The 13,568-nt window shown below is 65.0% G+C and carries 10 protein-coding genes; 3 read left to right on the top strand and 7 right to left on the bottom strand.

The window, feature by feature from the left end; translation table 11 throughout:
- Window positions 1–2: 2 nt before the first annotated feature.
- Window positions 3–1,955 (top strand): hypothetical protein, encoded by a 1,953-nt coding sequence (locus tag MLE64_RS14520; RefSeq protein ID WP_243318788.1) that lies wholly within the window; start codon window positions 3–5, stop codon window positions 1,953–1,955.
- 178 nt (window positions 1,956–2,133) lie between these two features.
- Here MLE64_RS14520 and MLE64_RS14515 read toward each other — a convergent pair whose 3' ends face one another.
- Window positions 2,134–3,198: a right-handed parallel beta-helix repeat-containing protein gene (locus tag MLE64_RS14515; protein ID WP_243318786.1), complete on the bottom strand. Its 1,065-nt coding sequence runs from the start codon at window positions 3,196–3,198 to the stop codon at window positions 2,134–2,136.
- 266 nt (window positions 3,199–3,464) lie between these two features.
- Here MLE64_RS14515 and MLE64_RS14510 point away from each other — a divergent pair, with 266 nt between their 5' ends.
- Both MLE64_RS14510 and MLE64_RS14505 read left to right on the top strand, forming a co-directional pair.
- Complete coding sequence (locus tag MLE64_RS14510; protein ID WP_279343142.1) at window positions 3,465–4,622, top strand: DegT/DnrJ/EryC1/StrS family aminotransferase; 1,158 nt, start codon at window positions 3,465–3,467, stop codon at window positions 4,620–4,622.
- 339 nt (window positions 4,623–4,961) lie between these two features.
- On the top strand, window positions 4,962–5,558 hold the full coding sequence (locus tag MLE64_RS14505) for a sugar transferase (RefSeq protein ID WP_243318783.1): 597 nt from the start codon (window positions 4,962–4,964) through the stop codon (window positions 5,556–5,558).
- A 35-nt stretch (window positions 5,559–5,593) separates the two neighbouring features.
- Here MLE64_RS14505 and MLE64_RS14500 read toward each other — a convergent pair whose 3' ends face one another.
- From MLE64_RS14500 to MLE64_RS14475, 6 genes are all read right to left on the bottom strand, one after another.
- Entirely contained in the window at window positions 5,594–6,493 is a 900-nt protein-coding gene (locus MLE64_RS14500; RefSeq protein ID WP_243318781.1) for an ATP-grasp domain-containing protein, read from the bottom strand.
- 119 nt (window positions 6,494–6,612) lie between these two features.
- Complete coding sequence (locus tag MLE64_RS14495) at window positions 6,613–7,809, bottom strand: O-antigen ligase family protein (protein ID WP_243318779.1); 1,197 nt, start codon at window positions 7,807–7,809, stop codon at window positions 6,613–6,615.
- Between the two features lie 128 nt (window positions 7,810–7,937).
- Complete coding sequence (locus MLE64_RS14490; protein WP_279343141.1) at window positions 7,938–9,110, bottom strand: CapA family protein; 1,173 nt, start codon at window positions 9,108–9,110, stop codon at window positions 7,938–7,940.
- Window positions 9,103–10,479, bottom strand: a complete 1,377-nt coding sequence (gene murJ, locus MLE64_RS14485; RefSeq protein ID WP_243318774.1) for a murein biosynthesis integral membrane protein MurJ — start codon at window positions 10,477–10,479, stop codon at window positions 9,103–9,105. Before murJ ends, MLE64_RS14490 begins: the two co-directional genes overlap by 8 nt.
- A 219-nt stretch (window positions 10,480–10,698) precedes the next feature.
- On the bottom strand, window positions 10,699–12,414 hold the full coding sequence (locus MLE64_RS14480) for an asparagine synthetase B family protein (RefSeq protein WP_243318772.1): 1,716 nt from the start codon (window positions 12,412–12,414) through the stop codon (window positions 10,699–10,701).
- Window positions 12,402–13,535: a glycosyltransferase family 4 protein gene (locus tag MLE64_RS14475; RefSeq protein ID WP_243318770.1), complete on the bottom strand. Its 1,134-nt coding sequence runs from the start codon at window positions 13,533–13,535 to the stop codon at window positions 12,402–12,404. Before MLE64_RS14475 ends, MLE64_RS14480 begins: the two co-directional genes overlap by 13 nt.
- Window positions 13,536–13,568 lie beyond the last annotated feature (33 nt).

Here is a 13,568-nt window from a genome sequence, read left to right as displayed (position 1 = left end):
TAATGCAGGTCAGAAACTTTTTCACCACGCTTCAGGGAGTGGCCATTGTCGGAACGCTGATTCTGACGGCCGCATGCTCTGGGAGTGGCGGCAACAGCGCAGGAAATGCGAGCACGGCTACCCCGGCGGATCCCGTGACCGTCGCTTTGGTCGGTGTCCCGGCCGATGTCAATACCAGTGACACCGTGCCCGTCACGGCCCAGGTCAAGGGCGCCACCAACATGGCCGTGACCTGGACGGTGAATGACATCCCGAACGGCAATAGCGATGTGGGTACGATCGCCGGCACCGGAAACGCCGTCACGTACACGGCCCCCACGGTTGAAGGCAACTACACGCTGGCCGCCACCAGCGTTCTGGATACCACCAAGTCTGCCAAGACCCAGGTGCATGTCCGCAAACCCACCAACACGGCCACCGTGACGCTGAGTCCCTCCGGCGCGACCATCAGCACCGGCGCCACGCAGGCCTACTACGCCGCGGTGTCCGGCACCGACAGCCAGACCATCACCTGGTTCGTGGATAACGTCTCCAACGGCAATGCCACGGTTGGCGCCCTCACTCCCAACGGTGACGGGGCCCACATGCTCTACACGGCCCCGGCCACAGGCGGCACCCACACAATCAAGGCTGTGGCCACCAATGCGGCCAGCGTCAGCGTCAACGGGTCCACCACCGTCACGGTGCAGGGAACCCTCGCGCCGTCCGTGGCCCCCGCCATCACGACTCAGCCCCTGAGCATTGCGGTGAACGCGGGCCAAACGGCCACCTTTACCGTCGTTGCCACCGGCACCGCCACCTTGAACTATCAGTGGAGCAAGAACGGGACCGTGATCAGCGGCGCCACCTCCGCCAGCTACACCACGCCGGCCACCAGCACCGCGGACAGCGGCGCTGCGTTCACGGTGGTGGTGACCAATGCCTCGGGCAGCGTGACCTCCAGCGCAGCGACCCTCACGGTGAACGCTGTGAATGGTGTCCAGACGGGATGGCCGGGGTTCGGCTACGCCACCACCGGAGGCGCTGGGCAGCAGGTGGTCCACGTCACCAACCTCAACGATTCGGGGGCCGGAAGCTTGCGCGCCGCTGCTGGTTCAAACCGGACCATCGTGTTCGACGTGGCGGGGACCCTTCCCGTATCGAGCCCTATCAACTTCAGCTCCTGCGCCAATGTCACCATCGACGGAACCACGGCACCCGCTCCGGGCATCACCTTCACTGGTTACCAAATGGTATTCTCCAGCTGCAATAATATTATTGTAAAGGGAATCCGGAACCGATGCGGTATTGCCGGAAGTAATGGTGAAGGCATCCAATTCCAGCCTGACAATTACAATGTGGTTATCGATCATTGCTCCTTCTCGAACTACGGGGATGAAGGGATCGACATCTGGCACGGGAACCATGACTTCACGATCCAGAACTGCATCATCGGAGCGGGGATGCCAGGGAGCCCCAACTATCCCTGTCTGATCGGTGGTGGGAATTACAATATCACCTTCTACCACAACCTGATTTCGAACGGTTACTATCGCATTCCAGCCATTGGTTGGGATGATGCCAACGGAACCGCCGCTCCTGGGATCTGCGCGGAAGTCATCAACAACGTCGGATGGAAATACTCATCCAACTACGGCATTGAAATCTACTGGGGCGCGAAGGCCAATGTGCTTGGGAACTATATGTATAACGCCGTCAATCCCGGCAACACAGCCGCCGTTCACGTTGACACGAGCAGTGGCGCCCCGGCCCAGTGTTATTCCAGTGGAAACTTCTCAAAGGATGGATCCAGCATTGGCAACAACATGTCCTCTCCATTCACCGTGCCCTCCGCGGCCCGGATCACGGCGACCAGCGCCCTGGATGGAGCCAACTACGTGAAGGCCAATGCCGGATGTCGCGTGGGTGGACTCGATGCTTATGATCAGGCCCTCATCAACGACTTGAGTTTCTAGGCAAGGCGGGAACCAGCCTCCTTGGTCATCGCGGTGCAGCAGTCCCGCCAGATGACCAAGGAGTTGCTGCGTACGGAAAGACGTTCCATTGTTGCGGATCGCGGCGGAGGCCGGTGCCGCGGCCTTCCACCGATCGCACCGGGTGGAACGGTACCCCCCAGGCTCGCCCTGGGTCCCGTCAGCGCTCCTGTCCGTTCCCCGACAAGGTGTTGCGAGAGACGCCCTCCACGGACGAATCGGAGGAGTTGATCCCGCGGCCCAGGTTGCCCGTCACGGTGTTTCCGCTGATGGTGTTCCCCTTGCAGAGGTACTGGAGGATCCCATCTCCGGCATTGCCTGTGATGGCGTTCCCCGTCAGGGTGCAGCGGTCCGCCCCGTTCCTCAGGAGGATGCCGAGACCGTTCTTCGCCACCCGATTGTTGGTGATCCGCACTCCGGCACAATTGGAGACCTCGATGCCGGCCCTTGGTGAGGGACTGAGCGTGTGCGCCCCGTTGCCCGTGCTGATACTGCCATCCACCACGACATGAGAGATCCAGGCACGGCCCGTGTGGGATTGGGGCACTCCGATCTCGAGGCCGTATCCGGCGTTGTCCACGAACGTGCAACCCGTGATGAGGACGTTGTCCACCGTATCGCCGGCGTTGGGCTCGATATCCAGACCGTCCTCCGGAAGGGTGCCCGCGGTGTTCTTGAAGGTGGAGTCCCGGACCACGATTCCCTTTCCGCTGGTGATCGACATCCCCTGGCGCCGGTTGTGGTCCGCGATCACACCGCAGAAAGTCACCTCCTGGCTGGAGGACACATAAAATCCGTCTCCCCAGCATTCCTTGGCGGTGACCCCCGCCACCACCACCTGCCGGGCCTGCGCGAGGGACAGCCCGTGACCCCACTCACCTCCCTGGCCAGTGTGGCCCGCCCGCTCACCCAGGAGCGTGCCGCCGGTGATGGTCACCCGCTCCGCCCTGGAAACCAGGAGGATGGCGGAATGCGCCGAACCGTTCGGGATGGCCTTCAGGACGGCCCCAGGAGCCAGGGCCAGCGTCGTGTCGCTTCTCAGGCGCACCGACACGAGCGCATTGACAAGGTAGGTCCCCTTGGGGATGCGCACGGTCCCACCCGTGCCGGCCACCACGTCCACGGCCCGCTGGATGGCCTGGGTATCGTCGGTGATACCGTCGCCCCGGGCCCCCATTCTGCCGTCCCGGATATTTACGACCAGGGTGGATCTCGGCGCGGGCACGCACCCATGGCCGGGCAGGCCCGTGGGTCGTCGACCGGGCCCCCCCGCCGTACCGATGGTGGCACCTAGAAGGCCAGCCAGCAGCACTCGGAGCAGGGGAGAAGGTGTGTTCATCGCATGCATGGCGGCGGCCTGTCGGATGTCTGTGCGGATGGTAGCCCCGTCGCGGGGGTCCATCAAGACGTGTCGTGCCACTCAATTGCCTTATTTATCTATGCACGGAACCAGAATAATCCGATACTGAAATCGCATTCTATGGGGATTTTATGAGGGATGTATTCCTGCCTTTCAGCCCGCCTTCCATCGGGAACGAGGAACGCGACGAGGTGATGGATACCCTGAGGTCCGACTGGATCACCACGGGTCCGAAAACCAAGGCGTTCGAAACCAAGCTGAAGGGCTACTTCGGCGCGCCGGCCGTGGCGGGCTTCAATTCCTGCACCGCGGGCCTCCATGTGGGCCTGCTGGCCCTGGGTGTCGGGCCCGGTGACGAGGTGCTCGTCCCCTCCATGACCTTCTGCGCCACGGCGAATGTCGTCGAACACGTCGGGGCGAAGCCGATCCTCGTGGATGTGTCTCCGGACACCCTCAATCTGGATCCGGTAGCCGCGGCCCGGGCCATCACGCCCAGGACGAAGGCCATCCTCCCGGTCCACTACGCCGGGCATCCCGTGGATCTGGACGCCATCTTCGCGCTGGCCGACCGCCATGGCCTCCAGGTCCTGGAGGACGCCGCCCACGCCATCTCTGCCCGCTACCGGGGCCGCCTGGTGGGCTCCCGGTCCAACCTCGCGGCATTCAGCTTCTACGCCACCAAGAACATCACCACCTCCGAGGGCGGCTGCCTGACGGGAGATGCGGCGCTGGTCGAGAAGGCACACATCTACGGCCATCACGGGATGAACCGCGACGCCTGGAAACGCTTCGACCGGAGCGGCTCCTGGTACTACGAGGTCGTCCTGCCGGGGTTCAAGTACAACATGACGGATATCCAGGCGGCGCTCGGTCTCCACCAGCTGGACCGGCTGCAGGGGTTCCAGCGGCGCCGCCGGGAGGTGGTGGCCGCCTACGGGAATCGGCTTGGGCGGCTCACCTGCCTGGAACTCCCCGTTGAGCGTCCGGACGTGGAGTCGAGCTGGCACCTCTATGTGCTCCGCCTTCGGCCGGATCAACTCAGGATCGACCGGAACGCCCTCATCGAAGGCCTCAAGACACGCAACATCGGGACCTCCGTGCACTACCTCCCCGTGCACATGCACCCGTATTACCGGGAGAAGTACGGCTACCGGCCAGAGGATTGCCCCGTGGCCGCGGACGCCTTCAGCCGGATGCTGAGCCTCCCCCTGCATCCAGGGATGACCGATCGGGATGTCTCGGACGTCTGCGAGGCCCTGGAAGGCCTCCTTGGTTCGAACCAGGCCTAGGGCCTGTCTTCAAAGTGGGGTGTGGCCGCGCGAGGGGCGCCGCCCAAGCGAGACAAGGAAAGCGACGATGGCAATAGCGGCACTATTGACGAGGAGCTTGACGCAGTATCGCGCCGGGCGCCGCCCCTCGCCGGTTCCGCCCTCTGCCCGGCGGAACGCCGGGCAGGAGCAGGCCCCGCCTGGGGCCTGCGATAGGGAGAGGGGGACGGGCCCAGCCGCGCGCCCAGGTGCGTTGGTGGCCTTGAACGATGTCCCGCATCGCCCTGCGGCCGCCGCCTTCCTGGATCACGCGGCTGGACCCGTCGCGGCTCGCATCCACTTTGAAGACAGGCCCTGACCATGACGCGGCTTTTCGACTTCCTGGGCGCGATCCTCGGGCTGGTCCTGCTATCTCCCGGGCTGCTCCTCATCGCGGCCCTCATCTGGCTCGTGGATGGCCGCCCGGTCTTCTACCGGCAGGTGCGGGTGGGTCGCGGGGGGCGCCCGTTCCGGATCTGGAAATTTCGGACGATGGTCGTGGACGCGGATCGCATCGGACGCCCCCTCACCGTGAGCGGAGACCCCCGGGTGACACGGACGGGAGCCTGGTTGCGGCGCTGGAAAATCGACGAACTCCCGCAATTGATCAACGTGGTCATGGGCGACATGGGGTTCGTGGGCCCCCGGCCCGAAGTCCCACGGTTCGTGGCGCTCTACACCGAAACCCAGCGGCGGGTGCTGGACCTCCGGCCGGGCATCACCGACCTGGCCTCGATCGCGTACCGGAACGAAAGCGATCTTCTGGACGGTCTCGAGGATCCGGAGGCCCACTACATCGAGACGATCCTTCCCGACAAGATCCGGATCAACCTCGACTATGCCGCGAAGGCAGGCGTCTGGCGCAACCTCAAGGTGATCCTGGCCACCCTCGGCCTCCTCGCTCCAGAGCGGGTCTGAAACCGGTTCGCCTCCAACCGTTCCGGAACATCCGCTCAGCTCATGGGCCAGTGAGGGATCGCCGTCCCCTGCTCTCGGGCTTCCATCAGGGCGGACAGGTGCATGACTCCGATGGGGATCGGCGCCTGCTTGGCATACCCCGCGGGGGTTCGGCGGAAGAGCGTGGTGGTGTAGACGTCATTCAACACGAAGGTCATCGAGATCTCTCCGATGACCCAGCCCTTCGGCCCCCGCATGAAATCGTAGGCCATGGAGGTGAAACCATGCCGGTTGCTGATTTCCAGGGCGAGGTCGCAGGCCTCCGTGGGCAGATCCTCAGGCTCGACCATCTCCCACAGACCGCTTCCGCTGGCCCGGAAATCAGCAGGCCGGTTCCTTCGGACGAACACCGACAGGAGGTCGGTGCCCAGGGTTGTGAGGCGCCAGTCCGAATCGGCTTTGATGAATTCCTGGGCATAGATGTAACTGGGACAGGCGTTCAGGTACCGGAGTTTCCTCGCCAGCAGGAGGTCCCCTTTCTCCAGGCGCGGCAGGTAATGGTATTTCGCCATCACCTTTTCCATGAGGCTCTGTGGCCGGAAGATGCCCTTCAGCAGCTTCAGGGCCGCGGCACGATCCCCTAGGCGGACCACACCGCTCGCCGAGGCCCCCATGTGCGTCTTGGCGATCAGGGGGTAGGCCGCACCGTCCAAGTACGTCCGCGCTTCCTCTTCGCTGAAGCTGATGAAGGTCTCCGGTACCGGGTGGCCGTGGGCCTTCAGGAACAGCGTCTCCCGGATCTTGTCGTCGTAGAGCCAGAGCATGAGGGAATTGGGGAAACAGGGGATTCCCATGGCCTCGATGAGCGGAATCTTGGTCCGGATCTCCGCCATTTCGCTCGGGTCGCCCATCGTCGGGCGCCACACGAAGAGATCGACGCCTCTCACTGCCTCCATCCAGGCGTGGCCATCCACCGGCACGCCACGCGTCTCCAAACCAAGTGCGGCGCAGGCCTTTTCGAACTCCCCCCGCCAATCCGCCGGGGTCCGGCACATCCGATCACTCAATCCGACGATCATGGCTCGTCCTCCATGGCAGTGGATGTCTGGAGTGAGGTCTGGAGCCTCTGGTGAGCGCCGTAGGCACCCGCCACCAGCCCCGCGATGAAGTAGAAATGCCAGTGAAAGGCGATGTTCGCGGTGGTGCAGGCCGTGATGATGCAGGGAAGGGCCAGGGCGAAAGGCAGGCCCCCCTCCATCGCGCGGACACGCCAGGCTTGGCTGAGGAGCAGACCGCAAATGATCAGAAAGGGGATGAGGCCGAAGAGTCCCATTTCCACCGCGAACATGGCCATCTGGTTGTGGGCCACGATGCCCACGTCGGAGTCCCCCGTCTTGGACCGATGCCCGAGCTCCACGCGGTAATTCTCGGGGCCCAAGCCATACAGCGGGGAGCGGAGGAACTGCTCGATGAGCACCGGCGCCATCCGGGCTCGGTCCTCGCCGCTGATGTCGGCGTTCACCGCGTGTTCGGATCGCTTCTCGATGATGGACTTGGCCAGACCTCCGCCCACGAGCAAGCCCATGAAGATCATCGACACCAGAACCGCGGGCAGGGACCATCGCGCACGCCGCGCTTCGATGGCCACCACCGTCACGACTCCGATGGCAGCGAAGATGGCAGCCGTGCGTGAGCCCGTCAGGAGAAGGCCCAGGATCACGATGATGCCCGCCCCGAGGAACAACAGCCGCGCCACCCACCCATAGCCCGTGCGGGGCTGGATCACCCGGGCGATGGCAATGACGAAGCCCGTCGCGTAGATGACGCCAAGCACATTCGGGTTCAGCTCAAAGGCGGAAACGCGCTGCTCCCCGAGCGCTTCAACGATCGGGGCGCCGATCCCGATGCCCATCAGATGAAGGATTCCCGCCAAGGTGCAACCCAGAACGAAGATGTCGCAGGCCCGCTTCCTCAGTCGGTCCTCCCTCATGACGGCAGCCAGGATCCAGGCCCAGAGCATGGGCCGGATCATGTTGCGGGTTGAATCAGCCATCTGGTTCGGGAGGGTCGACAGCAGCGAACCGTAGACGTACCGGGTGGCGAACAGAACCCCCAGCCAGACAAGGACGGGTGAAAAGCCCCGCTTGAGAACCCTCGGCGAGAGCAGGAGGCAAGCCCAGAAGAACAGCTGGGTCACGCTCATCATCGAATACTGACGGCCCGTCATCGGAACGAATACGTTCGTGAAGGGAACGAGGGCGATGGTGATCATCGCCCCCCAGGTCACGAAGGCCCAGGTCCCACGCAATTCATAGTTCTGCGCCTCTCCATCCTGGAACAGCTCCGCGACCCAGGATCGGGCCGGGCCTGGGTCCGGAAGCCCGGCCGCACGGCGTACCGTCATCCTCGGCCCTCCTCCGGCGGAGTCGTCCGATCAATCAGGTTATCGAGGGAGGTCCGAAGGGCGCTCCGATGGCTTTCGCAACTGACCAGGTTGTAGATCCTGAGCAGATCAGCCGGGGTCAAGTGGCGGAACAGCCATTCGCGACGGTTCAATCGCTGGAGCCATCTTCCAAACCCGAAAAGTCGCGTCAGGAACCCAGCGCGACGCTGATCACAGAAGGCGTTCCACACCTGGCCGTACCGTTCCGGATCTCCCAGCACGTCCGACTGAGCCCGCAAGGTCTCCAGGAGGGCCTGGGCCTCCCGTTCGGAGGATCGCCGGATGCCACTCCCACCGGGGACCTGCTCGATCGGATGCAACGCCACCTTCGCGGGTTGTCCATCCTGGAAGGTGAGGACCAACCCCAGGCCCTGACCGCCCAGCGGACCGTGATCGGCGTAATCGAAGATGAAGTTCCCCTGCCCATAGAGAATCGTTCCGCCTTGATGGACCTCCATGGAGCCGACGCAGTGGGAATGCTGGCAGACCACGACATCGGCCCCCTGCTCCACCAGGAACCGGCAGGTCTCCCTCAACCAGGGCGCCGGGTACTGGAAGCCTTCGTTTCCTCCGTGCAGGAGGACCACCAGTCGATCGAACTGGCCCCGATGCTCGGCCAAGGTTCGGACGACCCAGATCGGGTCCGCGGGGTTCGCCCCCGGGCGCGAGCTCGTCGCCAGGCAGCGCTCATCTTCCGCGATGGCCAGGAAGGCGATGCGCACGCCTTTCCGCGTGACGATGAGCGGCTTGCGGGCTTCCGACAAGGACGCGCCGGCTCCGAAGGTGGCGAGATCCGCCGAGGCACAGGCGGCCAGGGTGTCCTTCAAGCCGGCCTCTCCGAAATCCATGATGTGGTTGTTGGCGAGGCCCACGGCGCCGAACCCGCTTCGACGCAGGGTCTCCGCTGACCCGAGAAGCGCGCGGAGGTTGGGCCCGGATTTCGGCACCGGCCGACGGCTCTCCTCGGCGAGCGGGCACTCCAGGTTCGCCACGGCGAAGTCGCACCCTCGGATGAGGTCGAGCACATCGCCGAAGACGAGGTCGGATTCACCCCTGCCAAAGGGATCGGACATGCGCCCGATCGGGCAGATGTCCCCACCGACGAAGATCCGTGCGCCCCCTTCAGCCATGGCTCGAGGCTCCTTTGCACCGCTTGCCTAGCAGCCACCAGACGGACACCGAGACACAGGTGAAGGCCACCAGGGAGACCCCCAGGGATGAAGCCGCGATTCCCGGAGCTCCCATCCGCTGCATGAAGACCCAGTCAAGGACCGCGTTCAGGATCGCCTGCAGGACCGCGATCGCGGCGAGGATCTGGTTGGCGCGCATGGCATTGAGGGCCCGCACCAGCAAGGTGGCGGTGATCGGGATCGGCAGGCGCAGCAGATAGAACATCTGGATTCGGGACACGAGCCCGGTATCTTGGGCCGAGAACCGACCCCGCTCGTAGAGGATGGTCGTGATCAGGGTGGACCCTCCCGCAAGCAGGCAGGCCAAGAGGATGCTCAAGGCCCCCACGATGAGAAGGTACTTCCAGAGGGTCCGGCGGAATTCCAGCCAGTTCTCCTCGCTGGCGAACTGCGAGAATCGCGGCAGCACGGCGGTGCCCAAGGCCGCCATGCCCAGGCCCGCGAAGGCCGTGGGGATCTTCATCCCGTAGCTCAAGGCGCTGTTGCTCCCGGGGCCGAGCATCGAAGCCATGCCCTGGTCCACCAGCGACATAGAGGTGATCAGGAAGGCCCCGCTGATGGTGGCCCCATACTGCGCGAGGACAGCCTGGACATGCCCGGTCATCCCATGCCAGTGGGGCAGGAGGGAGTGTCCCCTTCGGAAAAGGGTGACGCCGACCACCCCCGCTTCCAAGGCGGCTCCGAGGAGGGTTCCGGCCAGCAGGGCGCCAATGCCCCAGACCTTGTAGGCCACCGCCAGGGCAACCAGGATCGCGAGTGGATTCAGTGCCGGGGCCATGGCCACGATGCCGAACTTCTCGTGCGCGTTGAGGATCGCCCCCCAGGTCGTGGACAACCCCGTCGCCACCACCATGGGCATGGACCAGTAGACCAGCCGCTGAGCCAAGGCCAGCTTCTCGGGTGAGTACCCCGAGGCGATGATGGGCAGCCACCGGGGCGAGGTCAGGGCCACCGCCAGGGAGAGGACTGTCAGCAGCGCGAGATTGAGCAGCAGCACCGTGGCATAGAGCCGTCCCGCCGAGGCGGGCCCCTCCTTGGTGCGGACATCGATGTAGGTGGGGATCAGGGCGGCATTCAAGGAATTGGAGATGAGGCCGACGGCCACCGAGGGCGCCAGGGTGGCGATCACGAAGGCGTCGAAGGCGTTGGAAGTCCCGAAGGCGGCCGCGACCACCGATTCCTTCACGACGGACACCACCTTGACGCCCACCGCGAAGAACCCGACGGTCAGCACAGCCTTCAGCACGCCCCGGTTGGCCGCGGCCAGGGGAAGGCGGGCCCAGACTCGTCGCAATGCGACCACCACCATGTAGGAATCCACCTCTAGATTGGGCGTCTCAGGGATCTCAGATTCTGATTCGACAGGGTGACGAACCCCGTCGAATGCTCAGCCAGCCGACCAGTTCCACTGGTTTTCGTCATAGTTCCATGTTCTCGTTTCCTGTCAAGGCGTCAACGTGTTAATAACATTTTACAATTCTATTATTTACGTGTTTTTACTAAAAGCCTTTGCAACCTGATCCGGGGTTCACCGAGCAGCGTCCCTCATCGCCTTGGCATCCGATTCGAGTAGGCGCACCAGGCGGCTGGCCAGCGCCGTGCGCAGCGCGAGGAACCCCCACGACGGAAGCTCAGGTCCCATCCGGGCTTTGACGGCCCGGATCCAGGCCGTGGGGATGACCCGCTTGAGGGCGGCCCTCACCGTTCGGCTGGAGGTCGGCGCAAAGGAAGTCTCCGAGAGGTGGTCCAGGAGGCGGGCCCTCCAGGAAGCCGGAAGCAGGGCTTCGACGGTCCCACTTTCGAGTTCCTCACGGAGCCAGCGCAGGTAGGGTTCCGAATGTATGAAGTCGCTACGGTCGTCATCGGCGCCCATCGTCGCATAGGGCACCGGCGGGCCCGCGGCCCTCGCGATCTGACTGAATGCCGCCTTGCTGGTGCGCAAATCGTCTGGCATCTGGCGGACGAAGGAGAGCACCTCGCGAGACAGGAGCGGGCTCGCGATCTCCACGAAGGGCGCCTTCACATCATTCAATGCGGCGAGGCCGACGGGGATCCGGTGGCCATGGTAGAGGCGGTCCCGGTAGGCGGGGATGGATTCGCCAACTCGGTGTTCCAGCGCTTCCGGGAGTCGCTGTGCGCCATCCGCGAGCTCCTCGGCCTCGGCCTCCGTCAGGAAATCCCCCAGCATGGTCAGGCCCACGGAGGTCCTCGCGTGCTGCACGGTCCTCACGGGGATCCAGCCGAAACCCTCGTCACCCCGGATCACCCCCGAGATTCCGCTCGCCGCGAAGGAGGCCCACATGCGCAGGCCATCCAGGTAGGGAAAGAGCTGGTCCGTGGCGCCCCCGCTGGCGGCCAGGAACTGATCCACGACCGCCGCTGGCGGATCCTCCGACCGCTCCGATAGCAAGTAGTCATGGGTGAGGCCATAGTGCGAGGCGATCCTCCGGGCGATGAAGGCATCATTGCCGGGCTGGTGGAGGGAGGATGCGAGTCCCCAGGTCATGGTGGGGGGCCGCGTCCCGGCTTCCACCAGGACCCCGAGGATGAACCGGCTGTCATAGCCTCCCGACAGGGGCAGGGCCCAGCGCGCGGAGGTGAAATCGAATCGCTGGATGGCCGCCCGCATGATCCCCAGCAGCTCCTCCCGGCAGGCCGCGGCGTTCATCGGCCTGGGGTTGAACTCGATCGGGGTGGTGCGAAGGTCCAGGGTCCACCGTTGGCGATCCAGCACCAGGCGAGCGTCCTGGGGCAGGCGGTGAATGCGCCGGTCCCAGCCGTCCGAGGGGCCGAGCGTGCTCGAGGACAGGAACCACGCGAAGGCCGCCCGGTTGAACTCCAGGCCCTCCATGAGAGCGACCAGCGCCCGCTGGGATGTCGAGGCGAGAAAGCGGGTCTCCGTGAGGACGTACCAGAGCGTCCTGGACCCCGCGAAATCGCTGCACAGCTCCACCCGCCCGCCATCGGATCGGACCAGGGCGAAGGTCCCATCCGGCATAGGAGACCCAGGCTCGTGCCAAGCCGGCCAGGAACCCGCGAAAGCTCCCAGATGAGCCGAGGTTCCCCTCGCCGTGGCCGCCCCCACGGGCCCCGTGAGGCACAGTCCCTCCTGGGTCCCCATCACCACCCGATGGGGGTGGCCGGTCACGTTGGAGGGCGTGATCCGGTCCGCCACACGCCTCAGGTCGCCCTCGTTGAGCGCGCCCTGGGGACCACGCCAGCAGGCGAAGATCACATTGGACATGCGACACCTCCCGCGGGGACCTTCCGGCCCCTGGCCTGCTGGATGGCGCCCTCCCACAGGGCCAAGACCCGCTCGCCCGAAAACCGCTGCACCACCTCGCCGGCTCGTGCCGAGAGGCGTGCCCGGCCCGCGGGGTCCGACATCAGGGCGACCAGGGCCTCGGCCAGGGCCGAGGGATCCTCGGGCGGCACCAGGCGCCCATTCACCCCGTCCAGAATGATCTCCCTCGCGGCGCCCCCGAAATCCGTGCACACCACAGGAAGCCCGCAGGCCATCGCCTCCACCAGGGCATTCGGGAATCCTTCGGCGCGGGAGGGCATGACAAACAGGTCCGCCCCGCGCAGGACCGCGTAGGGATCCTCGGTCAGGCCCGGAAGGCGGGTGCACCCGGACAGACCCAGGCCCAGGGCCTGGGCCTCCAACGCCTTCCGCTCAGGCCCCTCGCCCCAGATCTCCAATGTCCATCCGGGCGCCCTCTCCCGGACCAGGGCAAAGGCCCTCAGGAGGAGATCGAACCCCTTGACGGGAAACAACCTTCCAATGGCCACGAGACGGTGGGACGACGCCTTCCCGGGATCCCCCTCCTGAATGGGTGGTGGCGGGGGCACCGGGTTGGGAATGACCACTCCTTTCCGGCGGACCCCGGCGGGAAACCACTCCAGCACAGCCTGCGACTGGAAGACGACTGTGTCGGCTCGGGGGTAGGCCAGATCGCGCAGGAGGCCCCAGCGCCATCCGAGCGATCGCCTGGAGGGATCCGTGCGCTCCGAGATGATGACGGGGATGCCCAGCCCCCGCGACGCCAGGACCGCCAGGATGTTGGCCTTGTCGATGAAGGCGATCAGCACGTCGGGCTGGGCCTCCCGGATCGCCTTGCGAATGCTGCGGAGCCGGCGGAGGTTGTTGAAGAGCCCCGAGAGCAGGCTGTGGCTTTCTCCCAGCAGATTCAGGGGTCTCACCTCGATGGCAGGGCCCAGGTGGTAGAAAGGCGCCTTCCCATCATCCTCCATGGTCAGGACCACGACCCGCCTCCCCCCCGCCGACCAATCATTCGCGAGAAAGGAGAGCACCCGCTCCGCACCGGCGGCTCGAAGGCCCCAGATGAAAAAGCAGATCTTCATGCGTTCCTTCCTCGTGCAGGGGGTGAGGGGCTG

It is taken from the genome of Geothrix paludis (assembly GCF_022808815.1).
In the GTDB taxonomy this organism is placed as follows: domain Bacteria; phylum Acidobacteriota; class Holophagae; order Holophagales; family Holophagaceae; genus Geothrix; species Geothrix paludis.
This window is presented reverse-complemented; position numbering and strand designations above follow the sequence as displayed.

Excerpts from the sequence above, each read along its gene's own strand:
- MLE64_RS14480 (WP_243318772.1), bottom strand. The coding sequence starts at position 12,414 with ATGTCCAATGTGATCTTCGCCTGCTGGCGTGGTCCCCAGGGCGCGCTC.
- MLE64_RS14495 (WP_243318779.1), bottom strand. The coding sequence starts at position 7,809 with ATGATCACCATCGCCCTCGTTCCCTTCACGAACGTATTCGTTCCGATG.
- MLE64_RS14510 (WP_279343142.1), top strand. The coding sequence starts at position 3,465 with ATGAGGGATGTATTCCTGCCTTTCAGCCCGCCTTCCATCGGGAACGAG.
- MLE64_RS14475 (WP_243318770.1), bottom strand. The coding sequence starts at position 13,535 with ATGAAGATCTGCTTTTTCATCTGGGGCCTTCGAGCCGCCGGTGCGGAG.
- MLE64_RS14505 (WP_243318783.1), top strand. The coding sequence starts at position 4,962 with ATGACGCGGCTTTTCGACTTCCTGGGCGCGATCCTCGGGCTGGTCCTG.
- MLE64_RS14490 (WP_279343141.1), bottom strand. The coding sequence starts at position 9,110 with ATGGCTGAAGGGGGCGCACGGATCTTCGTCGGTGGGGACATCTGCCCG.
- MLE64_RS14500 (WP_243318781.1), bottom strand. The coding sequence starts at position 6,493 with ATGGAGGCAGTGAGAGGCGTCGATCTCTTCGTGTGGCGCCCGACGATG.
- murJ (WP_243318774.1), bottom strand. The coding sequence starts at position 10,479 with ATGGTGGTGGTCGCATTGCGACGAGTCTGGGCCCGCCTTCCCCTGGCC.
- MLE64_RS14520 (WP_243318788.1), top strand. The coding sequence starts at position 3 with ATGCAGGTCAGAAACTTTTTCACCACGCTTCAGGGAGTGGCCATTGTC.